Below are 22,532 nucleotides of genomic sequence, written 5' to 3'. Positions count from 1 at the left end.
GAAGCTGCCGACAGTGGAACAACAAGAATAATCACTGTGGCCTGCGGGCCGAGGACAGCAACGATGTCGGATTACATCCAAGAGCAGGGGGCGACGGCGAGCAGCCCAAGCCGTCGTGAAGAACGCAAGATCATTTTCGCGTCATCCCTCGGGACGGTTTTCGAGTGGTATGACTTTTTTCTCTACGGTGCGCTGGCGGCAGTGATCAGCAAGCAGTTCTTTGCTGGCGTCAACGACACCACCGCTTTCATCTTCGCCCTGATGGCATTCGCCGCCGGCTTCCTGGTACGGCCCTTCGGCGCGCTGGTGTTCGGCCGGCTGGGTGACATGATCGGGCGAAAATACACCTTCCTGATCACCATCGTGCTGATGGGCTTGTCCACCTTCGCCGTTGGTTTGCTGCCCACCTATGCAAGCATCGGCATTGCCGCGCCGATCATCCTGGTGGTACTTCGCATGCTGCAGGGGCTGGCACTGGGGGGCGAGTATGGTGGCGCGGCGACGTATGTGGCCGAACACGCACCGCCCGGCAAGCGCGGCTTCCACACGGGCTTCATCCAGTCCACTGCTACCCTCGGGCTGCTGCTGTCGTTGCTGGTGGTGCTGGGCAGCCGCTACATCACCGGCGATGAGTTCGAAACCTGGGGCTGGCGCTTGCCGTTCCTGCTGTCGATCGTGCTGCTGGGCATTTCCACCTGGATCCGCATGAGCATGCATGAGTCGCCGGCCTTCGTGAAAATGAAGGCCCAGGGCAAGATCAGCAAATCGCCAATCCGCGAGTCGTTCACCTCCTGGCCAAACCTCAAGGTGGTGCTTACCGCACTGTTCAGTATCAACGCCGGCCAGGCCGTGACGTTCTACACGGCGCAGTTCTACGTGCTGTTCTTCATGACCCAGATGCTCAAGATGGATCCGGCCCAGGCCAATACCTTGCTGATCATCAGCGTGGTGATCGGTGCGCCGTTCTTCGTGTTCTTCGGCTGGCTGTCCGACCGCATCGGCCGCAAGCCTATCCTGATGCTCGGCCTGCTGCTGGCCACGGTGTTGTACTTCCCGCTGTTCAAGGCCCTCAGTCACTACGCCAACCCGCAGATCGACGCAGCGAGCCGTCAGGCGCCGATCGTGGTCACCGCTGACCCGCAAGGTTGTACCTTCCAGTTCGACCCGGTCGGCAAGGCGCGTTTCGACAGCCCGTGCGACAAGGTCAAGACCTTCCTGGTCAAACAGGGCCTGCCGTACAGCTCGGTGAATGTGGCGGGCAGCCAAGTGGTGGTGAACATTGGCGACAAGACCATCAACGGGTTTGACGAAACAGCCATGCGCACAGCCATCGAGCAGGCGGGCTACCCGGCCAAGGCGGACCCGTCGCAGGTCAACCAGGTGATGGTGGTGGTGCTGATCGTTGCAATGATCCTGATCGCAACCATGACTTATGGCCCGCTGGCGGCGGTGATGGTGGAGCTGTTTCCGACGCGTATCCGCTACACCTCGATGTCGCTGCCCTACCACATTGGCAATGGCTGGTTTGGCGGTTTCCTGCCCACGGTTTCGTTCGCGCTGGTGGTGTACACCGGGGATATCTTCTACGGCTTGTGGTACCCGGTGCTGGTAACCGGGATCAGCCTGGTGGTGGGAATCTTCTGCCTGAAAGAAACCAAGGATGTGGATATCGACAAGGTCTGATGATGTCGTGAAGCCATAAAAAAACCGGCTGTAAAAGCCGGTTTTCTTATGCCTCAAAAAAACTTATGCACGCTTTTCAGAAAAATGTCATACACAAAAATAAATAGGCAATTCATAGACTTAGCTATCAAACGAGGCATTTCATCCAAAAATTGCTAACACGTTATCCACAGATCGTCAGGCAATCTGCTCGTGTGGTTTTTCATCTACCGGTGGCAACGAGCCCAAGCGGCGCTGAGTCGCTTCGTTCCACGCCGCGGCACGGTCATTCAACTCTGCAATGGCACGCGGGCCGGTACCATTGGCATACATCGGCTCCCCGATGACCACCTCGATGGTGCCAGAGCGCTTGCCCCACCCTGACTTGGGCCAGTACTTGCCGGCGTTATGCGCGATCGGCAGCACGGGCAGCCCGGCATTTACCGCCAGCGCGGTACCGCCACGGGAAAACTTGCCCACGGTGCCAAAGGGTACCCGAGTACCTTCCGGGAAGATCAGCACCCAGACCTTCTGCTTGAGCAATTCGTCACCCTTGCTCGCCACCTGGCGCAAGGCTTCCTTGGGGTTGTCGCGGTTGATCGCGATCGGCCGCAGCATGGCCATGGCCCAGCCAAAGAACGGCACGTACAGCAGTTCACGCTTGAGCACCTGGCTCAATGGCGAGAAATAGGCTGACAGGAAGAACGTCTCCCAGGTGCTCTGGTGGTTGGACAGAATCACACAGGGCTCTTTGGGCACGTTCTCGGCACCGGTGACCTTGTAGTGGATACCCAGAATCACCCGCGCCAGCAGCACGGCAAAACGGCACCAGTAGACGTTGATGAAGCGGTAGCGCTTGTGAAACGGCAAAAATGGCGCGATAAAAAAGCTCAGCGAGCACCACAGCAGGGAACTGGTGCCCAGCAGCAGGTAAAAAAGAAAGATTCTGATCGCCCGCAGGATCGACATAGTGGCATGTACCGTTGCGGGCTTGCCCGCCTGATAAAAATGCGCCCTTGGGCGCATTGTTTAGATTAGTTCTCTGGCGATAGCTGCCAGATCGTCGAAAATCAGTGTGGTTTGCGCGACACCCTTTTCAAGCGTCCGCTCGCCTTTGCCGGTTTTCACCAGCACCGGTTGTGCACCGACGGCCAGGGCGGCCTCCAGGTCACCTTTACTGTCGCCGACAAACCATACGCCGCGCAGGTCGGCCTGATAATGGTCGGCGATTGCCCGCAGCATGCCAGGCTTGGGCTTGCGGCAGTCACAACCCTCGTCCGGCCCATGCGGGCAATACACGATGTGGCCGACTTCGCCGCCGTGACCTGCCACCAGCGTGCGCAGACGCGCATGCATGGCTTCGAGGGTTGCCAGTGAATAGTAGCCACGGGCAATGCCGGACTGGTTGGTGGCCACGGCCACCGTCCAGCCCGCTTTGCTCAACTGCGCGATGGCCTCGATCGAGCCGGGGATCGGGATCCACTCCTCCAGCGACTTGATGTAGGCGTCGGAGTCCTGGTTGATCACCCCGTCACGATCGAGAATCAGCAGTTTCAAGGCTTACCCCAGCAGCGAAATGTCAGCAACGCCCAGGAACAGGCCGCGCAGGCGGCTGAGCAGGGCATAACGGTTGGCGCGGACCTTGGCATCCTCGGCGTTGACCATCACCGCCTCGAAGAAGGCGTCGACCGGGTCACGCAGGGCCGCCAGGCGGGCCAGCGATTCGCTGTACTGACGTGCGGCAGCCATCGGTTGCACAGCCTGGTCGGCCTGCTGGATGGCCGAATACAGCGAGAACTCGTTGGCGTTGTCGAAGTACTTCGGCTCGACCTGTTCGGCAATGGCGCCTTCGGCTTTGCCCAGCAGGTTCGACACACGCTTGTTCACTGCGGCCAGCGCCTCGGCTTCCGGCAGCTTGCGGAAGGCCTGCACGGCCTGCACACGCTGGTCGAAGTCCAGGGCTGAACCCGGCTTCAGGGCACGTACCGACAGGTAGGTGGCAACGTCGATGCCTTCGTCTTCATAACGTGCACGCAGGCGGTCGAAGATGAACTCCAGCACCTGCTCGGCCAGGCCGGCGGCCTTGACCTTCGCACCGAACTGCTTGACCGCGAACTCCACCGCAGGGGTCAGGTCCAGGTCCAGTTGCTTCTCGATCAGGATGCGCAGCACGCCCAAGGCGGCGCGGCGCAAGGCATACGGGTCTTTGCTGCCGGTGGGCAGCATGCCGATGCCGAAGATACCGACCAGGGTGTCGAGCTTGTCGGCGATGGCTACCGCAGCACCGGTCAGGGTCTGTGGCAGCTCGGCGCCAGCACCGCGCGGCATGTACTGCTCGTTCAGCGCCAGGGCCACGTCTTGCGGTTCGCCGTCGTTGAGCGCGTAGTAGTAACCGGCAACGCCCTGCATCTCTGGGAATTCGCCGACCATTTCGGTGGCCAGGTCGCACTTGGACAGCAGCCCGGCACGGCCGGCGCGCTGGGCGTCGCCGCCGATCAGCGGGGCAATGTACGCGGCAAGCCGGGATACGCGTTCGGCCTTGTCGTAGACAGTGCCCAACTGTGCCTGGAAGACTACGTTCTTCAGGCGTTCGTTGAAGGTTTCGAGCGGCTGCTTCTTGTCCTGCTTGAAGAAGAACTCGGCGTCGGTCAGGCGCGGGCGCACGACCTTCTCGTTACCCGAGACGATCTGCTTGGGGTCACGGCTTTCGACGTTGGCCACGGTGATGAAGCGCGGCAGCAGCTTGCCTTCGCTGTCCAGCAGGCAGAAGTACTTCTGGTTGTCCTGCATGGTGGTGATCAAGGCTTCCTGCGGCACCTCGAGGAAACGCTCCTCGAACGAGCACACCAGCGGTACCGGCCACTCGACCAGCGCAGTCACCTCATCCAGCAGCGCTGGCGGTACGATGGCAGTGCCTTCCTGCTGCATGGCCAGTTCGGTGGTGCGCTTGGCAATCAGCTCGCGGCGTTCGGCGAAGTCGGCCAGCACGTAGGCTTTGCGCAGGTCTTCGACGTAGTTGGCCGGGGTGGTGATGACCACGTTTTGCGGATGGTGGAAGCGGTGCCCACGGGATTCACGGCCTGCCTGCTGCGACAGGATGGTGCAGTCGACGACCTGATCGCCCAGCAGCATCACCAGCCACTGGGTCGGGCGTACGAACTCTTCACGGCTGGCGGCCCAGCGCATGCGCTTGGGGATCGGCAGGTCGTTGAGCGAATCTTCGACGATGGTCGGCAGCAGGCTGGCGGTGGCCTTGCCCGGGATATGCTGGGAGAAGCGCAGCTTGGCGCCGCTCTGGTCGATTTCCGACAGCTCTACCCCGCACTTCTTGGCAAAGCCCAAGGCAGCCTGGGTCGGCTCGCCGTCCTTGAAGGCAGCCTGCAGGGGCGGGCCGTCGATATTGATGCTGCGGTCAGGCTGCTGTACATCCAGCTGGCGAATCAGCACGGCCAGGCGACGCGGCGCGGCGTACACCTGTTTGCCGGTGTAGTTCAGGCCGGCGGCCTGCAGGCCTTTTTCGATGCCGGCCAGGAAGGCGTCACCAAGGGTGGCCAGGGCTTTGGGTGGCAGCTCTTCGGTGCCCAGTTCTACCAGGAAATCTTGAGCACTCATTGTGCAGCCTCCAGCTTCGCCAACACTTCGTCACGCAGTTCAGGGGTAGCCATCGGGAAGCCCAGGCGTGCACGGGCTTGCAGATAGCTTTGCGCCACGTCCCGGGCCAGGGTACGTACGCGCAGGATGTAACGCTGGCGCTCGGTCACCGAGATGGCGCGACGGGCGTCGAGCAGGTTGAAGGTGTGCGAGGCCTTGAGCACCATTTCATAGGTCGGCAGCGGCAGGTCCAGCTTGATCAGGCGGTTGGCTTCGCTTTCGTAGAAGTCGAACAGCTCGAACAGTTTCTCGACGTTGGCGTGCTCGAAGTTGTAGGTCGACTGTTCCACTTCGTTCTGGTGGAACACATCGCCGTAGGTGACCTTGCCGAACGGGCCGTCGGCCCAGACCAGGTCGTACACCGAGTCGACACCCTGGATGTACATGGCCAGGCGCTCCAGGCCGTAGGTGATTTCACCGGTGACCGGGTAGCACTCGATGCCGCCTACTTGCTGGAAGTAGGTGAACTGGGTCACTTCCATGCCGTTGAGCCAGATTTCCCAACCCAGGCCCCAAGCGCCCAGGGTCGGCGATTCCCAGTTGTCTTCGACGAAGCGGATATCGTGGACCAGCGGATCCAGGCCGATGGCTTTCAGCGAGCCGAGGTACAGCTCCTGGAAGTTGGCCGGGTTGGGCTTGAGCACCACCTGGAACTGGTAGTAGTGCTGCAGGCGGTTGGGGTTTTCGCCATACCGCCCGTCGGCAGGGCGACGGCTGGGCTGCACGTAGGCGGCGTTCCAGGTTTCCGGGCCGACGGCGCGCAGGAATGTAGCGGTATGGAAAGTGCCGGCGCCTACTTCCATATCGTAGGGCTGAAGCACCACACAACCTTGAGCTGCCCAGTAGTTCTGCAGGGCGAGGATCAGGTCTTGGAAGGTACGCACGGCTGGCGTAGGCTGGCTCACGAAATTCACCTGTATCTGGGGATGCGGATGTAAAGAGCGGGAGTATAACCTGATTCGCCTCGCCCTCTACTCATTGGAGCCTTATGCCACGCTGCTTTTGGTGTACCGACGATCCGTTGTACCAGGCCTATCACGACCAGGAATGGGGAACACCGCAGCGTGATCCGGCGTTGCTGTTCGAGATGCTTTTGCTCGAAGGGTTCCAGGCCGGCCTGTCATGGATCACCGTCTTGCGTAAACGCGAGCGCTATCGCGAGGTGCTGGATGGCTTCGACCCGGTGAAGCTTTCGCAGATGAGCGATGAGCGCATCGAAGAGCTGATGCTCGATGCCGGCATCATCCGCAACCGCCTCAAGCTCAAGGCTGTCCGGCGCAATGCCCAGGCCTGGCTGGCTGTGGATAACCCGGCCGAGTGGCTCTGGTCGTTCGTCGGCGGCGAGCCGAAGATCAACCATTTCAGTGCCCGAAGCCAAGTGCCGGCGGTCACCGACGAGGCCAAGGCGATGAGCAAGGCGTTGCAGAAAGCCGGCTTTACATTCGTCGGCCCGACCATCTGCTACGCCTTCATGCAGGCTACCGGCATGGTCATGGACCACACCACCGATTGTGATCGTTACGCCGCCTTGCTGCGCTGAGGGGTTACAATGCGCGCCTTGCTGAAATAAGGAATTGGCCTGTGGAAAAGTTCAAGGGCGCCCTGATGGTCGGGGTGCTGCGTCTGTTTGCCAAGCTGCCCTGGGGCGCGGTACAGCGCGTCGGCGCCGGGATCGGCTGGCTGATGTGGAAAGTCCCCAACGGTTCGCGCAATGTCGTGCGCATCAACCTTGCCAAGTGCTTCCCTGAGATGGACCCGGTCGAGCGCGAGCAGCTGGTCGGCCGTGCGCTGAGAGACATCGGCAAATCCTTTGTCGAAAGTGCCTGTGCCTGGATCTGGCCGCCACAGCGTTCGCTTGAGCTGGTCAAGGAAGTGCACGGCCTGGAAGTGCTGGAGCAGGCCCTGGCCTCAGGCAAGGGTGTGGTCGGCATCACCAGCCACCTGGGTAATTGGGAAGTGCTCAACCACTTCTACTGCAACCAGTGCAAACCGATCATCTTCTACCGCCCGCCGAAGCTCAAGGCTGTGGATGACCTGCTGCGTGAGCAGCGGGTGCAGATGGGCAACCGTGTGGCGCCTTCGACCAAGGAAGGCATCCTCAGCGTGATCAAGGAAGTGCGCCGCGGTGGGCAGGTGGGGATTCCCGCCGACCCGGAGCCGGCGGAATCGGCCGGTGTATTCGTGCCGTTCCTGGGCACCCAGGCGCTGACCAGCAAGTTCGTGCCGAACATGCTGGCCGGTGGCAAGGCGGTAGGGGTGTTCCTGCATGCCCTGCGCTTGCCGGATGGCTCGGGCTTCAAGGTGTTTCTCGAAGCTGCGCCAGAAGAAATGTACAGCACGGATGTGAACGTGTCGGCGGCGGCCATGAGCAAGGTGGTCGAGCGTTATGTGCGCGAATACCCGAGCCAGTACATGTGGAGCATGAAGCGCTTCAAGAAGCGCCCGCCTGGCGAGGCGCGCTGGTACTGAGATTTTGGGGCGCCTTGCGCCCCTTTCCCCACAGCTACCCCGCTGCTCTCAAACTCAGCGCAAACCCAGTGGGAGATTCTATGGTTATCAGCAAGCCATTTTCGCGCCTTTGGTGACCTATTCGTCCTGATTGTTCATCAGGGCGAATGCCGCTCGTGCGAACTTTCTAGCCAGGATTACCTTTGCGGGGCTTTCCTTTGAGTCTTGCATCGGATTTACCGGCCCTATCGCCGGCAAGCCGGCTCCCACAGGGAGCGCGCAGTTCTTGAGGCCTGCACTGTACTTGTGGGAGCCGGCTTGCCGGCGATGGGCTGCAAAGCAGCCCCGGCATTTCAGGCTTTATTCAGCTTCTTGAGAAACACCGCCATCTCTTTCTCGGCCTGCTTGTCCCCATGGGCCTGCGCCGCCACGATCCCGTCTTCCCAGGCCTTGCGCGCCGCCGTCAGGTCGCCCTGCAGTTGATACGCCTTGCCGAGCAGCTTCCACGCTGCCGAATACTTGGGGTCCTGTGCCACACAACTGGCCAGGTGCACTGCCGCTTCGGCGCCGTTGCCCTCGTCCAGCCAGGCCTTGCCCAGGCCGAACCGCAGCAGCGGGTTATCCACACCCTTGGCCAGCATTTTCTCCAGCGATTCGCGCATGCCCGCCTCCCCTAGAAGAAACTCAAGCCGACGTGGAACAGCTTCTCCACGTCGCGAATGTGCTTTTTATCCACAACGAACAGGATCACGTGGTCACCCGACTCGATCACTGTGTCGTCGTGGGCGATCAGCACCTGCTCGTCGCGGATGATCGCGCCAATGGTGGTGCCCGGCGGCAGGGCGATATCTTCGATGGCCTTGCCGATCACCTTGCTCGACTTCGAGTCGCCATGTGCCACAGCCTCGATGGCCTCTGCCGCACCGCGGCGCAGGGAGTGCACGCTGACAATATCGCCACGGCGCACATGCGCCAGCAAGGTACCGATGGTAGCCAGCTGGGGGCTGATGGCGATATCGATTTCACCGCCTTGCACGAGGTCTACGTAGGCCGGGTTGTTGATGATCGTCATCACCTTGCCCGCACCGAGCCGCTTGGCCAGCAGTGACGACATGATGTTCGCCTCGTCATCATTGGTCAGGGCGAGGAATATGTCGGCATCGGCGATGTTCTCTTCGAGCATCAGGTCCTTGTCCGAGGCGCTGCCCTGCAGCACCACGGTGCTTTCCAGGGTGTCGGAGAGGTGCCGGCAACGGGCCGCGCTCATTTCGATGATCTTCACCTGGTAGCGGCTTTCGATGGCCTCTGCCAGGCGTTCGCCGATCTGCCCGCCGCCGGCGATGACCACACGCTTGTTGGTCTCGTCGATGCGCCGTAGCTCGCCCATCACGGCGCGGATGTCTTTCTTCGCGGCGATGAAGAACACCTCGTCATCGGCCTCGATCACGGTGTCGCCCCGTGGGGTGATCGGCCGGTCACGGCGGAAGATCGCGGCCACGCGGGTATCGACGTTGGGCATGTGCGCGCGGATCTGGCGCAGCTGCTGGCCCACCAATGGGCCGCCGTAATAGGCCTTGACCGCCACCAGTTGCGCCTTGCCCTCGGCAAAGTCGATCACCTGCAGCGAACCTGGGTGTTCTATGAGCCGTTTGATGTAGTTGGTCACCACCTGTTCGGGGCTGATCAGCACGTCCACCGGGATGTGGTCGTTGTCGAACAGCTCTTCGCGGGTGAGGTAGGCCGATTCACGCACCCGGGCAATCTTGGTGGGCGTGTGGAACAGCGAATAGGCGACCTGGCAGGCGACCATGTTGGTTTCGTCGCTGTTGGTTACCGCCACCAGCATGTCAGCGTCATCGGCACCGGCCTGGCGCAGGACCGTCGGGAGCGAGCCGCGGCCTTGCACGGTACGGATATCCAGGCGGTCGCCCAGGTCACGCAGGCGGTCGCCGTCGGTATCGACCACAGTGATGTCGTTGGCTTCGCTGGCCAGATGCTCTGCCAGCGTACCGCCTACCTGGCCTGCGCCAAGGATGATGATCTTCATCCGCTACTCCCTAACCTTTTTTCTTAACCGCGCGAGGCGGCGATCTTGATCAGCTTGGCATAGTAGAAACCGTCATGGCCGCCTTCCTGGGCCAGCAGCTGGCGGCCATGGGGCTGGCGGATACCAGCTTCTGTGGCCAGGTCCAGCTCACGGGCGCCCGGCGTGCGGGCAAGGAAGGCCTCGATCACTTCGGTATTCTCGGTCGGCAGGCTGGAGCAAGTGGCGTACAGCAGCATGCCGCCGACTTCCAGGGTCGGCCACAGGGCATCGAGCAACTCGCCCTGCAGCGCGGCCAGCGCCGGAATGTCGTCAGCCTGGCGGGTCAGCTTGATGTCCGGGTGGCGGCGAATGACGCCGGTAGCCGAGCACGGCGCGTCGAGCAGGATGCGCTGGAACGGCTTGCCGTCCCACCAGCTGGCGGTGTCACGGGCGTCGCAGGCGATCAGTTCGGCGTCCAGTTGCAGGCGGTCGAGGTTCTCGCGCACCCGGGTCAGGCGCTTGGCTTCCAGGTCGATGGCCACCAGGTGCGCAAGGCCCGCTTCTGCCTCGAGCAGGTGGCACGTCTTGCCGCCTGGGGCGCAGCAGGCATCGAGCACGCGCTGGCCGGGGGCCAGTTCAAGCAGGTCGGCCGACAGCTGCGCGGCTTCGTCCTGAACGCTCACCCAGCCCTCGGCAAAGCCCGGCAGGCTGCGCACGTCGCAGGCCTCAGTCAGCACAATGCCGTCGCGGCTGAACTGGCAGGCGCTGGCGCCAACGCCGGTTTCGGTCAGCAGGGCAAGGTAGGCATCGCGGCTGTGGTGGCGGCGGTTGACCCGCAGGATCATTGGCGGGTGAGCGTTGTTGGCCGCGCAAATGGCTTCCCACTGCTCGGGCCAGAACGCCTTGAGGGCTTTCTGCAGCCAGCGTGGGTGGGCGGTGCGTACAACAGGGTCGCGTTCCATGCCGGCGAGCAGCGCCTCGCCTTCACGTTGGGCGCGGCGCAGCACGGCGTTGAGCAGGCCCTTGGCCCACGGTTTTTTCAGTTTGTCGGCGCAACCGACCGTCTCGCCGATGGCGGCGTGGGCCGGGATGCGCGTGTAGAACAACTGGTACAGGCCTACCAGCAGCAGTGCCTGCACATCGGCATCAGCGGCCTTGAACGGCTTCTGCAGCAACTGGGCTGCGAGCAGGTCCAGGCGTGGCTGCCAGCGGGCGGTACCGAACGCCAGGTCCTGGGTCAGGCCGCGGTCGCGGTCCTCGACCTTGTCCAGTTGCGCTGGCAGCGAACTGTTCAGCGAGGCCTTGCCACTGAGCACAGCGGCCAAGGCACGGGCGGCGGCGAGGCGTGGGTTCATTGGCCAAGCACCTTGCCGGTGGCGAACTTCTCGCGGCGGCTATTGAACAGGTCGCTGAAGGCCAGGGCCTTGCCGCCAGGCAATTGCAGGCGGGTAAGGCTCAAGGCCTGGTCACCGCAGGCGACCACGAGGCCGTCTTTGCTGGCTGACAGGATCTCGCCAGGGGCGCCTTCACCTGTGGACAATCTGGCGGCCAGCACCTTCACGCTTTCGCCATCCAGAGTGCTGTGGCACACCGGCCAAGGGTTGAAGGCGCGGATCAGGCGCTCCAGCTCCACAGCCGGGCGGCTCCAGTCGATGCGTGCCTCGTCTTTGTTCAGCTTGTGCGCATACGTGGCCAGGGCGTCGTCCTGCACCTCGCCTTGCAGGCTGCCGTCGGCCAGCCCGGCGATGGCTTGCACCACGGCTGGCGGGCCCATGGCGGCGAGGCGATCGTGCAGGCTGCCGCCGGTGTCTTCGGCACTGATTGGTGTGACGACCTTGAGCAGCATCGGGCCAGTGTCCAGGCCTGCTTCCATGCGCATCACGGTCACGCCGCTCTCGGCGTCGCCGGCTTCCACGGCGCGCTGGATCGGCGCCGCGCCGCGCCAGCGTGGCAGCAGGGAGGCGTGGCTGTTGATGCAGCCCAGGCGTGGGATGTCCAGCACCACCTGGGGCAAGATCAGGCCATAGGCGACCACTACCATCAGGTCCGGCTTGAGCGCGGCGAGTTCCGCCTGTGCATCTTCATTGCGCAGGGTTGGCGGCTGGAACACCGGGATGTCATGGGCCACCGCCAGCGCTTTGACCGCGCTTGGCATCAGCTTCTGGCCACGGCCGGCCGGGCGGTCGGGCTGGGTGTAGACGGCCACGATCTCGTAGGGGCTGTCGAGCAGGGCCTTGAGGTGTTCGGCGGCAAACTCTGGAGTGCCTGCAAAGACGATGCGCATGGAGGTCTCGCTTCAAAAAAGAAAAAGGCTTGCCGGAGCAAGCCTTCTGGAAGGTGGGATCAGGCTTGCTGGCGGTGCTGCTTTTCCAGCTTCTTCTTGATCCGGTCGCGCTTGAGCTGCGACAGGTAGTCGACGAACAGCTTGCCGTTGAGGTGATCGAACTCGTGCTGCACGCATACCGCCAGCAGGCCTTCGGCTTCGAGCTCGAAAGGCTTGCCGTCACGGTCCTGCGCCTTGACGCGCACACGCAGCGGACGGTCGACGTTCTCGTAGAAGCCCGGCACCGACAGGCAGCCTTCCTGGTACTGGCCCATGTCGTGGGTCAGCTCTTCGACCGACGGGTTGATGAAGACCCGCGGCTCGCTGCGGTCTTCGCTCAGGTCCATGACCACAATCTGTTTGTGGACGTTGACCTGGGTGGCAGCCAGGCCGATGCCAGGCGCTTCGTACATGGTTTCAAACATGTCGTCGATCAGCTGGCGCAGGGCGTCGTCGAACTCCGTCACCGGTTTGGCGATGGTGCGCAGGCGCGGGTCTGGGAATTCGAGAATGTTCAAAATGGCCATAGGGTCAGGCAATCACTGTGCGTTCGGTTGAAAACTGAGCATACATAATAAAGGGAATCGACGATTTCGGCACCTGGCAAGCTCGTCTAGGGTGTTTATGGGCTTGATAGCGTCCATTTAATGGACAGCTTTTCAAAGTGTTACCCACAAACTTATCCACAGGTTGTGCCACGTAAATGGCCCTGTTTCGATCAAGGATGATCTCTATGCCGTTCAACCATTCGTCGCTTTGCCCGCCTGCCGAACTGGAAGCGCGGTTACGTCTACACCGCCTGCCCGAGACGGGATTGCGTCGTTTTCACACCTTGCTGCAAGCCTTTGGCAGTGCGTCTTCAGCGCTCAGTGCACCGGCGGGTGCCTGGCGTGCGCTGGGCATTGCGCAGGCCACCATCGACGCCCGGCGCAGTGCCGAAGTACGCGACGGGGCGCTGGCTGCAATGGCCTGGATAGAGCATCCGGGCCAGCATTTGCTGATGTGGGACAGCCCTGGCTACCCCGCGCTGCTGGGCGAAATCGATGATGCCCCGCCGCTGCTTTTCGTCGCAGGCGACCCGGCTTTGCTCGAACGGCCACAGCTGGCAATAGTGGGCAGCAGGCGTGCTTCACCCCCGGCGCTCGACACCGCCAAGGCATTTTCCCGTTACCTCTCGCAGGCTGGCTTCACCATCACCAGTGGGCTTGCTTTGGGAATCGACGGTGCCGCTCATCGGGCCGCATTGCAGGCCGGGGGAGGCACGATCGGTGTGTTAGGCACCGGGCTGCAAAAACTTTATCCACAGCGCCACCGTGACCTGGCCAAAGCGATGATCGACAGCGGTAGCGCGCTGGTTTCCGAGTACCCGCTCGATGCCGGGCCGCTGCCGGGTAACTTTCCGCGACGCAATCGCATCATCAGTGGCCTGTCACTTGGCGTGCTGGTGGTTGAGGCGAGCCTGGCCAGCGGTTCTTTGATCACTGCCCGCCTGGCCGCCGAGCAAGGCCGTGAGGTTTACGCCGTTCCCGGCTCGATCCACCACCCCGGTGCCAAAGGCTGCCACCAGTTGATTCGCGACGGCGCACTGCTGGTTGAAAGCGTGGGGCAGATACTGGAAAGCTTGCAGGGTTGGCAGAACCTGCCGCCGGCAGTTGTGGATAAACCGTCCCATCCATTGCTTGCCTTGCTGCATGCTGCACCGCAGACCAGCGAGGCACTGGCTGCTTGTAGCGAGCTGCCCTTGGCGCAAGTACTGGCGCAATTGACCGAGCTGGAGCTCGAGGGCCGGGTGACCAATGAAGCCGGGCGTTGGTTTGCCCGCGCTGGCTAAGTAAACTGCGCGCATGGCTTAAATGCGGAGAGACACAAATGGTGAGCAGTTGGCGTGTGCAACAAGCCGCGCGTGAGATTCGGGCCGGTGCGGTGATCGCCTACCCGACTGAAGCGGTCTGGGGCCTGGGCTGCGACCCATGGAACGAGGACGCGGTGTATCGCTTGCTGGCGCTCAAGTCGCGGCCTGTGGATAAAGGGCTGATCCTGGTCGCCGACAACATCCGCCAGTTCGACTTCCTGTTCGAGGATTTTCCAGAGGACTGGATCGACCGCATGGGCAGCACCTGGCCTGGGCCCAATACCTGGCTGGTGCCGCACCAGGACCTGTTGCCGGAGTGGGTGACGGGGCAGCATGACACGGTGGCACTGCGGGTCAGTGATCACCCGCAGGTGCGCGAGTTGTGCGCGCTGGTCGGGCCGTTGATTTCCACTTCTTGCAACCCGGGCGGGCGCCCGGCGGCGAAGAGCCGGTTGCGAGTGGAGCAGTATTTCCATGGTGACCTGGACATGGTGCTGGGTGGGGCGCTGGGTGGGCGGAAGAATCCGAGTGTGATTCGTAACCTGGCCACGGGCGAGATCGTTCGCCCGGGTTGACGCTGGCGAGGGCTGCGCCCTCGAATCGCCGGCAAGCCGGCTCCCACAGGGGTTGCGTGTAAGCCGGCTTGCCGGCGAATGGGCCGCAAAGCGGCCCTGAATGCTGCCAGCACATCAGTTTGGGAAAACTCCTACAACCCGCATCGAATACCATCACCTTCTCAGTGGGAAGTCCTGTCTCTAGGCTTCAGACCGTCGCCGAACAACTTGGCGATCGGGTGTGGTAGCCCGGATGCATCATTTCCATGACAGTCTATGGCGGCTGTACGCGGGAGGCTTTCGAGCCTGCCTGGATTGGAAAATGCCCGGGTCTACCACCTCGCGGACAGTCGCCACCCAATTCACGTGGTAGTGATTGGTAGCGGCATTGAGGAGCATTTTCCATGGTCAAGAAACTCGTCCCAGATCCACCACTTCCCTGCACTTCCACCCGCCCCTTCGGCCGCTGCGACGCCGGCCATTCAGCGCTGTTCAGCGTAAACCCCAACATTTCCGCCGCCGACGCCTTGGTCCATGTAGCCCTCTACCTGCGGTGTGCCTACGAGACTGGCTACAAGACGCTCGATTACCTGCGCGAAGAAGGCCGCGGCATGTACTGGTCGAACCTGCATGCGATCGAGATGGCGGAGGGGTTGGTAGAGGCGATGCTTGAAGGTATCGAGTCAGCGCCTGCGCAGCAGAGGTAGCTGTGAGGCTTGCAGGTGCTCGCCTTGGTTTTTGCATTGTTGCGTAGAACGAGCGCCGTCCACACGGCGCTCTATCTCAAAGGCTCTAAAAGCGCCAAGCCAGGCACTCAAGGCAACAAAACAGTCGAACCCACCGTCCGCCGCGCCGACAGTTCGCTCTGCGCCTTGGCCGCCTCGCTCAACGGATACCGCTGCTGGATATCCACAACCACCTTGCCACTTGCGATCACCGCAAACAGGTCATCTGCCATGGCCTGGGTGTTCTCGGCATTGTTGGCATAACTGGCCAAGGTCGGCCGTGTGACATACAACGACCCTTTCTGCGCCAGGATCCCCAGGTTCACCCCGCTCACGGCGCCCGACGCATTGCCAAAGCTCACCATCAAGCCGCGCGGTTGCAGGCAGTCCAGCGAGGTCAGCCAGGTGTCGGCACCCACGCCGTCATACACCACCGGGCACTTTTTGCCATCGGTCAGCTCCAGCACCCGCTTGGCCACATCCTCGCGGCTGTAGTCGATGGTCTCCCAGGCGCCCAGTGCCTTGGCCCGCTCTGCTTTCTCGGCCGAACTGACGGTACCGATCAGCTTGGCCCCCAGCGCCTTGGCCCATTGGCACGCGAGCGAGCCGACGCCCCCGGCGGCGGCGTGGAACAGGATCACATCGCCCGGCTGCACGGCGTAGGTCTGCTTGAGCAGGTACTGCACGGTCAGGCCCTTGAGCATCACCGCCGCCGCTTGCTCGAAGCTGATGTTGTCGGGCAGCTTGACCAGGTTGGCCTCCGGCAAGGTGTGCACCTCGCTGTAGGCGCCCAGCGGGCCGCCGCCATAGGCCACGCGGTCGCCCACTTTCAGGCGGGTGACGCCCTCACCTACCGCCTCGACTACCCCGGCACCCTCGGTGCCCAGGCCTGAAGGCAGCGCAGGCGGGGCATACAGCCCGCTGCGGAAATAGGTGTCGATGAAGTTCAAGCCGATCGCATGGTTACGCACTCGAACCTGCTGCGCCCCGGGCGGTGCCGGGTCGAACTCCACCAGCTGCAATACTTCCGGGCCGCCATGCTGGCTGAACTGGATACGCTTGGCCATCTCGCACTCCTGTTGTCGGGATCGGGAAAGGCCTTCTATCGGACGCCTTTGCTTGATCGCCGTCAACTGCGGCGCGCCAGCTGCCGGTGGTATGCTACGCGGCGAATTCTTCCCTGCCCGTTCCTGGTGACCCGATGACTAGCCGCACCGAGGCCGTGAAAGCCTACCTGCTCGACCTGCAAGACCGCATCTGCTCTGCCCTCGAAACCGAGGACGGGGGCGCCCGCTTCGTCGAGGATGCCTGGGTGCGCGAAGCCGGTGGCGGGGGCCGCACGCGGGTGATCGGCGACGGCAAGCTGATCGAGAAAGGCGGCGTCAACTTCTCCCACGTGTTCGGTAGCGGCCTGCCTCCGTCGGCCAGCGCCCACCGCCCCGAGCTGGCAGGCCGTGGCTTCGAGGCCTTGGGCGTGTCGCTGGTGATCCACCCGCATAACCCGCACGTGCCGACTTCCCACGCCAACGTGCGTTTCTTCATCGCCGAAAAAGAAGGTGAAGAGGCTGTGTGGTGGTTTGGCGGCGGCTTCGACCTGACCCCCTACTACGGCAACGAGGAAGACTGCATCCACTGGCACCGTGTGGCCGAGCAGGCCTGCGCGCCGTTCGGCGCCGACGTGTACCCGCGCTACAAGGCCTGGTGCGACCGTTACTTCCACATCAAGCACCGTGGCGAGCCGCGCGGTATCGGCGGGCTGTTCTTCGATGACTTGAACGAGTGGGGCTTCGATACCTGCTTCGCCTTCATCCGCGCCATCGGCGATGCCTACGTCGACGCCTACCTGCCGATCGTCCAGCGCCGCAAGGACACGCCCTATACCGCTGAGCAGCGCGAGTTCCAGGAGTACCGCCGCGGGCGCTATGTGGAGTTCAACCTGGTGTATGACCGTGGCACCCTCTTCGGCCTGCAGTCCGGTGGCCGTACCGAGTCGATCCTGATGTCGCTGCCGCCGCAAGTGCGCTGGGGCTACGACTGGAAGGCCGTACCTGGCAGCGAAGAAGCGCGCCTGACCGAGTACTTCCTGCAAGACCGCGATTGGCTTGCACAGTAAGCTTGTGGATAACCGAGGAGCCCTCATGGACCAGTACGTCGTATTTGGTAACCCAATCGGCCACAGCAAGTCGCCGTTGATTCACCGCCTGTTCGCCGAACAGACCGGCCAGGACCTGGAGTACGCCACCCTGCTGGCGCCGCTTGACGAGTTCAGCGACTGCGCCCGGGGCTTTTTCAAGCAAGGCAGTGGCGCCAACGTGACCGTGCCATTCAAGGAAGAGGCCTACCGCCTGTGTGACAGCCTCACCCCGCGCGCCCAACGGGCCGGGGCGGTGAACACCTTGAGCAAGCTGGCCGATGGCTCGCTGCGGGGCGATAACACTGATGGCGCGGGCCTTGTGCGCGACCTTACAGTGAATGCCGGGGTTGAACTGACTGGCAAACGTATTCTGATCCTTGGCGCCGGGGGCGCAGTGCGCGGCGTGCTGGAGCCGATCCTGGCGCATGACCCTCAGTCCTTGGTAATTGCCAACCGCACACTGGAAAAGGCCGAGCAGCTGGCACGCGAGTTCGATGAGATGGGGCCGGTGATGGCCAGCGGTTTCGCCTGGCTGCACGAGCCGGTGGACGTGATCATCAACGCCACGTCGGCGAGCCTGTCCGGCGAGCTGCCGCCGATTGCCGACAGCCTGGTCGAGGCCGGGCGCACCGTGTGCTACGACATGATGTATGGCAAGGAGCCGACGCCATTCTGCCAGTGGGCCAGCAAGCTGGGGGCGGCCAAGGTGCTGGATGGGCTGGGCATGTTGGCAGAGCAGGCGGCGGAGGCGTTCTTCATCTGGCGTGGGGTACGTCCGGAAACGGCGCCGGTGCTGGCTGAGTTACGCCGGCAGCTCGCTCGGGGCTGAGATTTATGGGGCCGCTTTGCGGCCCATCGCCGGCAAGCCAGCCCCTACAGGTACAGCGCCGGCCTCAGGCCTTGGCAAGCAGCCCCGACGATCACTCCGCAAATTGGATGGGGCAAAGCTCCACCCCTTCCAGCTTCTGCAATTCCTCGACCACCTGCGGTCTTGCCCGAAGCAAGGTCAGGCTCCCTCCGGCCCGGCGCAACCGCCGTGCCTCGCGGTGCAACATGTCCACACCCGAGTAATCGATGAAATTCACCTGGCGTGCATCGATCACCACATGCGGGCCCTGGCAACGCTGCAGGCGCACCTGCAGGTAGTGCGCCGCACCGAAGAAGATCGACCCGCCCACCCGCAGCACGTCGGCCTGCCCTTCGCGGCTCTGCTGTACGCGTGGCCGTGAAGTGCGCTTGAGGTAGAAGAACAGCGAAGCCAGCACACCGGCATAAATCGCTGTCTGCAGCTCCAGCAGCAAGGTTGCTGCAGCGGTCAGGGCCATAACCAGGAACTCCGACCGGCTGACCCTGAACAGCGCACGGATGCCCCGGTGGTCCACCAGGCCCCAGCAGATCAGCAGGATACTGCCGGCCATGGCCGGTATCGGCAGGTGTGCGATCAACCCTGCACCGGTGACGGCGAACAGCGCCACCCAAAGCGCCGAGAACACCCCGGCCATGGGCGAACGGGCGCCAGCGTCGTAGCTGAGCCCAGAGCGGGTGAAGGAGCCAGAAGACAGGTAGCCTGAAAAGAATGAACCGACGATGTTCGACATACCTTGGGCGCGGATTTCCTGGTCGGCGTCGATCAGCTGTTCGGAGCGTGCCGACAGCGAACGGGCAATCGACAGGCTGGTTACCAGGCCCAGCATGCCCACCGCTACGGCACTGGGCAGCAGGCGCAGCATCAGCTCCACATCCAGTAGCGGCAGTGGGCTGAGTGGGGGGAGCTGGCCGGTGAACGCTGGCACCCGCGGTACATGGCCAAAGAAACCAGGCAGCGACCAGGCCACCAGGCTGATTACGATGAGGCTTATCAACAGGCTCGGCCAGCGTGGCCGCCAAAGTTTGAAGGCCGCACCGACAAGGACGGTGCCCAAGCCCAGGATCAGGGACGGCAAGTCGACCTCACCAGCATGGCTTGCCAGGTCTTGTACTGTTTTAAACGCCGTGGCCTGGCTCGGCAAATCCATACCCAGCAGGTTGGGTAACTGGCCGAGGGCAATGACGATGGCGGCGCCCAGGGTGAAGCCAAGCACCACCGAATGGGAAACGAAGTTGACCAGTGCGCCGAAGCGCAGCAGCCCGAGCAGCAACTGGAAGATGCCAGCGAGGAAGGTCAGCAGCAGCACGAGGGTCACGTAATCGGCACTACCGGCTACCGCCAAGAGGCTGATGCTGGCGTAAAGGACGATGGAGATGGCGGCGGTCGGCCCGCAAATCAGGTACCAGGACGAGCCCCACAGGCAGGCAACCAGTACCGGCACGATGGCCGCATAAAGACCGTATTCGGCAGGCAGGCCGGCGATCAGGGCGTAGGCGATGGATTGTGGCAGGGCAAGGATGGCACCGCTCAGACCGACCAGCAGGTCCTCGCGCAGGCTGCGGCCCGATTGACGGGGCAGCCAGGTCAAGAAGGGCAGCAGGTGGTTTAAGCGGGGCATGGGCAGTTCCTGATTCAAGAGCGCAGGCGAGGGCTTTGCCCTCGTTTCGCGACACAAGGCCGCTCCTACGCCAAATCGTACCCTGCGTGTAGGAGCGGCCTTGCGTCGCGAATGGGGCGCAACGCGGCCCCAGCAACCTAACAGATAAACCAATCAGAGTTTGGCGTTGACAGCCTCTTTGGCATCGCCGCCAGAAGTGGTGGTCACTCCATCAAGCCATTTTTGAAGCAGATCTGGATGCGCCTTGACCCACGCCTTGGCCGCTTCATCGAAACTGATCTTTTTATCCACAACCTCCGCCATGATGCTGTTTTCCATGTCCAGGGTGAATGTCAGGTTTCCCAACAATTTTGCGGGGTTAGGGCAGGCTTGTGGATAACCTTTGCGCGTCAGGGTATAGACCTCACCCTTGCTGCCAAACCACTTCTCCCCGCCCGTCAGGTAATGCATCTTCAGTTTTACGTTCATCGGGTGCGGGGTCCAGCCCAGGAAGGTGATGAACTGCTTCTTCTTCACGGCGCGGTCTACCTGCGCCAGCATTGCCTGTTCGCTCGACTCGACCAGCTTCCATTGGCCGAGGTCGAATTCATTCTTGTCGATGATTTCCTTCAGCGACAGGTTGGCGGGCGCGCCTGAGCCGATTCCGTACAGCTTCTTGTCGAACTGATCGGCATGCTGTTGCAGGTCGGCGAAGCTTTTCACGCCGGCATCCCACACGTAATCGGGCACCGCCAGGGTGAACTCGGTGCCTTCAAGGTTGCGCGACAGCTGCTGCACATCGCCATTGGCAACGAACTTGTCATGAAAACCCTGATGCGCCGGCATCCAGTTACCCAGGAAGGCATCGACCTTACCGTCCTTGAGGCCGCCGTAGATGATCGGCACCGCCAGGCTGTCGATCTTCACCTGGTAGCCCAGGCTCTCCAGAAGCAAGCGGGCGATGGCGTTGGTGGTGGCGATGTCGCTCCAGCCGGGGTCGGCCATCCTTACGGTGCTGCATTGCGCGTCTTCGGCGTGGGCCGTGGCGGTGCCCAGGCTCAGGGCCAGGGCGAACACGATGGTGGAGAACTTCTGCATGGCGGCTTCTCTTCTCAATCCAGGGGTGCGGGCTGTGGATAACGTGCCTTGCGCTCGAGGTCGTCGAGATCGATGTGGTTGCGCATGTACTGTTGGCTGGCGTCCACCAGCGGTTGGTGGTCCCAGCTTTTCAGTTTGCCGATGGCCAGCGCTTCGGCCACCAGGCGGCGGCGCCGCTGGCTGGCCAGTACCTGCTGGCGCAGGCTGGGGATATCCCAGCGCTGGCGTGCTTCGTCGACAATTGCCTGCAGCAGCACCTGATGGTCCGGGCTGCCGGTGAGGTTCTCCCGCTCGTGCGGGTCGCGGCTCAGGTCATAGAGTAAACACGGGTCGTCTTCGCTGTACACGAACTTGTATGGGCCGCGGCGGATCATCATCAGTGGCCCGACGGTACCCTCGGCCATGTACTCGCCGATCACTTGGTCGTGGCCACCCTGCCCTTGCAGGTGGCCGAGCAGCGATTGGCCGTCCAGATGCAAACTTTTATCCACAGTACCGCCGGCAAGCTCGACCAGCGTCGGCAGCAGGTCGCAGGTCGATACCGAGGCACTGACCCGGGCCGGGGCGAAGCGCTTGGGCGCGTGGACCAGCAGCGGCACCCGCGCCGACATCTCGAACCAGTGCATCTTGTACCAGAGCCCGCGCTCGCCAAGCATGTCGCCGTGATCGCCAGAGAAAATGACCAAGGTGTCGTCGGCCAGGTTGCACTCCTCCAGGGTCTGCAACAGCTGGCCGATGTTGTCGTCGATGTAGCTGCAGGCACCGAAGTAGGCACGGCGTGCATCGCGGATCTTGTCCACAGGCAGGGGCTTGTTCCACAGGTCGTACACCTTGAGCAGGCGCTGTGAGTGCGGGTCGAGTTCGTGCTGGCCGAACTCGGCGCGGGGCATGGGGATATCCACACCCTCGTAGCGATCCCAGTAGCGCTTGGGGATGGTGTACGGGTCGTGGGGATGGGTCATGGACACGGTGAGGCAGAACGGCCGACCATCGTTCTCGCGGACATGGTCGTAAAGGTACTGACGGGCCTTGAATACCACTTCTTCGTCGAAATCCAGCTGGTTGGTACGCACGCAAGGGCCGGCCTGCAATACCGATGACATGTTGTGATACCAGCTTGCGCGCTCGTCCGGGGCATCCCAGTTAACTGCCCAGCCGTAGTCGGCGGGGTAGATGTCGCTGGTCAAGCGTTCTTCGTAGCCGTGCAATTGGTCCGGGCCGCAGAAATGCATCTTGCCCGACAGCGCGGTGCGGTAGCCGAGCCGGCGCAGGTAGTGGGCGTAGGTCGGGATATCGGCCGGGAAGTCGGCAGCGTTGTCGTAGGCGCCAATATGGCTGGGCAACTGGCCGCTTACCAGGGTAAAGCGCGAGGGTGCGCACAGCGGGCTGTTGCAGTAGGCCGAATCGAACACCACCGCCTGATCGGCCAGGCGGCTCAGGTGGGGCATCTGGATTGGTGAAGGGCCATATATCGGCAAGAGCGGCGCGGCCATCTGGTCGGCCATGATGAACAGGATATTCGGGCGCGTCATGGTTGGCTTCCATCGTTGAAGGTTATGCGAATAGCTTGCCTATCAAGATGCGACTGCAAGTA

Annotated in this window: 21 protein-coding genes; 8 read left to right on the top strand and 13 right to left on the bottom strand. The window is 62.6% G+C overall.

The genetic code is table 11. The annotated features are described in order from the left end of the window. Positions 1-63 precede the first annotated feature (63 nt). Positions 64-1,683 (top strand): MFS transporter, encoded by a 1,620-nt coding sequence (locus IWW33_RS11065; protein ID WP_046786798.1) that lies wholly within the window; start codon positions 64-66, stop codon positions 1,681-1,683. A 177-nt stretch (positions 1,684-1,860) separates the two neighbouring features. Here IWW33_RS11065 and IWW33_RS11060 read toward each other — a convergent pair whose 3' ends face one another. Genes IWW33_RS11060 through glyQ form a run of 4 tightly spaced genes read right to left on the bottom strand, consistent with a single transcriptional unit; the run spans position 1,861 to position 6,218 of the window. Next, entirely contained in the window at positions 1,861-2,631 is a 771-nt protein-coding gene (locus tag IWW33_RS11060) for a lysophospholipid acyltransferase family protein (RefSeq protein ID WP_046786799.1), read from the bottom strand. 60 nt (positions 2,632-2,691) lie between these two features. Beyond that, a complete protein-coding gene (gene gmhB, locus IWW33_RS11055; protein WP_046786800.1) occupies positions 2,692-3,219 on the bottom strand; it encodes a D-glycero-beta-D-manno-heptose 1,7-bisphosphate 7-phosphatase in 528 nt (175 codons plus the stop codon). A 3-nt stretch (positions 3,220-3,222) separates the two neighbouring features. Then, on the bottom strand, positions 3,223-5,274 hold the full coding sequence (gene glyS / locus IWW33_RS11050) for a glycine--tRNA ligase subunit beta (protein ID WP_039604196.1): 2,052 nt from the start codon (positions 5,272-5,274) through the stop codon (positions 3,223-3,225). Further along, positions 5,271-6,218 carry a glycine--tRNA ligase subunit alpha gene (glyQ, locus tag IWW33_RS11045; protein WP_012312032.1) on the bottom strand — a complete coding sequence of 316 codons (948 nt, stop codon included), beginning with the start codon at positions 6,216-6,218 and terminating at the stop codon, positions 5,271-5,273. The genes glyS and glyQ overlap by 4 nt, the downstream gene beginning before the upstream one ends. Before the next feature lie 83 nt (positions 6,219-6,301). Between glyQ and IWW33_RS11040 the strand changes: the two genes are divergently transcribed. Together IWW33_RS11040 and IWW33_RS11035 are read left to right on the top strand one after the other, a co-directional pair. Next, entirely contained in the window at positions 6,302-6,853 is a 552-nt protein-coding gene (locus IWW33_RS11040) for a DNA-3-methyladenine glycosylase I (protein WP_115273214.1), read from the top strand. A 41-nt stretch (positions 6,854-6,894) separates the two neighbouring features. After that, positions 6,895-7,782 carry a lysophospholipid acyltransferase gene (locus tag IWW33_RS11035; protein WP_012312034.1) on the top strand — a complete coding sequence of 296 codons (888 nt, stop codon included), beginning with the start codon at positions 6,895-6,897 and terminating at the stop codon, positions 7,780-7,782. A 332-nt stretch (positions 7,783-8,114) separates the two neighbouring features. Here IWW33_RS11035 and IWW33_RS11030 read toward each other — a convergent pair whose 3' ends face one another. Genes IWW33_RS11030 through def form a run of 5 tightly spaced genes read right to left on the bottom strand, consistent with a single transcriptional unit; the run spans position 8,115 to position 12,637 of the window. Then, positions 8,115-8,423 carry a tetratricopeptide repeat protein gene (locus tag IWW33_RS11030; RefSeq protein WP_046786802.1) on the bottom strand — a complete coding sequence of 103 codons (309 nt, stop codon included), beginning with the start codon at positions 8,421-8,423 and terminating at the stop codon, positions 8,115-8,117. An 11-nt stretch (positions 8,424-8,434) separates the two neighbouring features. Beyond that, positions 8,435-9,808, bottom strand: coding sequence for a Trk system potassium transporter TrkA (gene trkA / locus IWW33_RS11025; RefSeq protein WP_012312036.1), 1,374 nt, complete (start codon positions 9,806-9,808; stop codon positions 8,435-8,437). A gap of 23 nt (positions 9,809-9,831) precedes the next feature. Next, positions 9,832-11,142, bottom strand: coding sequence for a 16S rRNA (cytosine(967)-C(5))-methyltransferase RsmB (rsmB, locus tag IWW33_RS11020; protein ID WP_125925171.1), 1,311 nt, complete (start codon positions 11,140-11,142; stop codon positions 9,832-9,834). Then, positions 11,139-12,071 (bottom strand): methionyl-tRNA formyltransferase, encoded by a 933-nt coding sequence (gene fmt / locus IWW33_RS11015; protein ID WP_039603240.1) that lies wholly within the window; start codon positions 12,069-12,071, stop codon positions 11,139-11,141. Before fmt ends, rsmB begins: the two co-directional genes overlap by 4 nt. Before the next feature lie 59 nt (positions 12,072-12,130). Continuing rightward, positions 12,131-12,637: a peptide deformylase gene (def, locus tag IWW33_RS11010; RefSeq protein ID WP_012312039.1), complete on the bottom strand. Its 507-nt coding sequence runs from the start codon at positions 12,635-12,637 to the stop codon at positions 12,131-12,133. Positions 12,638-12,843: 206 nt separating this feature from the next. On the opposite strand from def, the gene dprA reads away from it, so the two are divergent. The 3 genes from dprA to IWW33_RS10995 all read left to right on the top strand — a co-directional run bounded on the left by dprA (position 12,844) and on the right by IWW33_RS10995 (position 15,223). Continuing rightward, positions 12,844-13,941, top strand: coding sequence for a DNA-processing protein DprA (gene dprA, locus IWW33_RS11005; protein WP_174141095.1), 1,098 nt, complete (start codon positions 12,844-12,846; stop codon positions 13,939-13,941). A 38-nt stretch (positions 13,942-13,979) separates the two neighbouring features. Further along, positions 13,980-14,537: an L-threonylcarbamoyladenylate synthase gene (locus IWW33_RS11000; RefSeq protein ID WP_012312041.1), complete on the top strand. Its 558-nt coding sequence runs from the start codon at positions 13,980-13,982 to the stop codon at positions 14,535-14,537. Between the two features lie 383 nt (positions 14,538-14,920). Continuing rightward, positions 14,921-15,223 carry a hypothetical protein gene (locus IWW33_RS10995; protein WP_046786804.1) on the top strand — a complete coding sequence of 101 codons (303 nt, stop codon included), beginning with the start codon at positions 14,921-14,923 and terminating at the stop codon, positions 15,221-15,223. Positions 15,224-15,330: 107 nt separating this feature from the next. On the opposite strand, the gene IWW33_RS10990 is transcribed toward IWW33_RS10995, so the two are convergent. After that, positions 15,331-16,308 carry an NADPH:quinone reductase gene (locus IWW33_RS10990; protein ID WP_174141094.1) on the bottom strand — a complete coding sequence of 326 codons (978 nt, stop codon included), beginning with the start codon at positions 16,306-16,308 and terminating at the stop codon, positions 15,331-15,333. 134 nt (positions 16,309-16,442) lie between these two features. On the opposite strand from IWW33_RS10990, the gene hemF reads away from it, so the two are divergent. Then, positions 16,443-17,354: an oxygen-dependent coproporphyrinogen oxidase gene (gene hemF / locus IWW33_RS10985; protein ID WP_046786806.1), complete on the top strand. Its 912-nt coding sequence runs from the start codon at positions 16,443-16,445 to the stop codon at positions 17,352-17,354. A gap of 25 nt (positions 17,355-17,379) precedes the next feature. Continuing rightward, on the top strand, positions 17,380-18,204 hold the full coding sequence (gene aroE, locus IWW33_RS10980; RefSeq protein ID WP_046786807.1) for a shikimate dehydrogenase: 825 nt from the start codon (positions 17,380-17,382) through the stop codon (positions 18,202-18,204). Between the two features lie 91 nt (positions 18,205-18,295). Here aroE and IWW33_RS10975 read toward each other — a convergent pair whose 3' ends face one another. The 3 genes from IWW33_RS10975 to betC all read right to left on the bottom strand — a co-directional run bounded on the left by IWW33_RS10975 (position 18,296) and on the right by betC (position 22,470). Beyond that, positions 18,296-19,861 (bottom strand): SulP family inorganic anion transporter, encoded by a 1,566-nt coding sequence (locus IWW33_RS10975; protein ID WP_196914267.1) that lies wholly within the window; start codon positions 19,859-19,861, stop codon positions 18,296-18,298. A 153-nt stretch (positions 19,862-20,014) separates the two neighbouring features. Beyond that, complete coding sequence (gene choX / locus IWW33_RS10970; protein ID WP_115273218.1) at positions 20,015-20,938, bottom strand: choline ABC transporter substrate-binding protein; 924 nt, start codon at positions 20,936-20,938, stop codon at positions 20,015-20,017. Between the two features lie 14 nt (positions 20,939-20,952). Continuing rightward, positions 20,953-22,470 (bottom strand): choline-sulfatase, encoded by a 1,518-nt coding sequence (gene betC, locus IWW33_RS10965; RefSeq protein ID WP_196914266.1) that lies wholly within the window; start codon positions 22,468-22,470, stop codon positions 20,953-20,955. Between the last annotated feature and the right edge of the window lie 62 nt (positions 22,471-22,532).

Origin of the sequence: Pseudomonas sp. M2 (genome assembly GCF_015751845.1) — a bacterium.
Taxonomy (GTDB): Bacteria; Pseudomonadota; Gammaproteobacteria; order Pseudomonadales; family Pseudomonadaceae; genus Aquipseudomonas; species Aquipseudomonas putida_E.
The sequence above is the reverse complement of the archived record's forward strand: the minus strand, read 5'-3'. Positions and strand labels throughout refer to the sequence as shown.

Excerpts from the sequence above, each read along its gene's own strand:
- IWW33_RS11000 (WP_012312041.1), top strand. The coding sequence starts at position 13,980 with ATGGTGAGCAGTTGGCGTGTGCAACAAGCCGCGCGTGAGATTCGGGCC.
- IWW33_RS11030 (WP_046786802.1), bottom strand. The coding sequence starts at position 8,423 with ATGCGCGAATCGCTGGAGAAAATGCTGGCCAAGGGTGTGGATAACCCG.
- IWW33_RS11060 (WP_046786799.1), bottom strand. The coding sequence starts at position 2,631 with ATGTCGATCCTGCGGGCGATCAGAATCTTTCTTTTTTACCTGCTGCTG.
- IWW33_RS10995 (WP_046786804.1), top strand. The coding sequence starts at position 14,921 with ATGGTCAAGAAACTCGTCCCAGATCCACCACTTCCCTGCACTTCCACC.
- IWW33_RS11065 (WP_046786798.1), top strand. The coding sequence starts at position 64 with ATGTCGGATTACATCCAAGAGCAGGGGGCGACGGCGAGCAGCCCAAGC.
- hemF (WP_046786806.1), top strand. The coding sequence starts at position 16,443 with ATGACTAGCCGCACCGAGGCCGTGAAAGCCTACCTGCTCGACCTGCAA.
- aroE (WP_046786807.1), top strand. The coding sequence starts at position 17,380 with ATGGACCAGTACGTCGTATTTGGTAACCCAATCGGCCACAGCAAGTCG.
- rsmB (WP_125925171.1), bottom strand. The coding sequence starts at position 11,142 with ATGAACCCACGCCTCGCCGCCGCCCGTGCCTTGGCCGCTGTGCTCAGT.
- def (WP_012312039.1), bottom strand. The coding sequence starts at position 12,637 with ATGGCCATTTTGAACATTCTCGAATTCCCAGACCCGCGCCTGCGCACC.
- dprA (WP_174141095.1), top strand. The coding sequence starts at position 12,844 with ATGCCGTTCAACCATTCGTCGCTTTGCCCGCCTGCCGAACTGGAAGCG.
- IWW33_RS10975 (WP_196914267.1), bottom strand. The coding sequence starts at position 19,861 with ATGCCCCGCTTAAACCACCTGCTGCCCTTCTTGACCTGGCTGCCCCGT.
- IWW33_RS11040 (WP_115273214.1), top strand. The coding sequence starts at position 6,302 with ATGCCACGCTGCTTTTGGTGTACCGACGATCCGTTGTACCAGGCCTAT.
- trkA (WP_012312036.1), bottom strand. The coding sequence starts at position 9,808 with ATGAAGATCATCATCCTTGGCGCAGGCCAGGTAGGCGGTACGCTGGCA.
- choX (WP_115273218.1), bottom strand. The coding sequence starts at position 20,938 with ATGCAGAAGTTCTCCACCATCGTGTTCGCCCTGGCCCTGAGCCTGGGC.
- glyS (WP_039604196.1), bottom strand. The coding sequence starts at position 5,274 with ATGAGTGCTCAAGATTTCCTGGTAGAACTGGGCACCGAAGAGCTGCCA.
- betC (WP_196914266.1), bottom strand. The coding sequence starts at position 22,470 with ATGACGCGCCCGAATATCCTGTTCATCATGGCCGACCAGATGGCCGCG.
- fmt (WP_039603240.1), bottom strand. The coding sequence starts at position 12,071 with ATGCGCATCGTCTTTGCAGGCACTCCAGAGTTTGCCGCCGAACACCTC.
- IWW33_RS10990 (WP_174141094.1), bottom strand. The coding sequence starts at position 16,308 with ATGGCCAAGCGTATCCAGTTCAGCCAGCATGGCGGCCCGGAAGTATTG.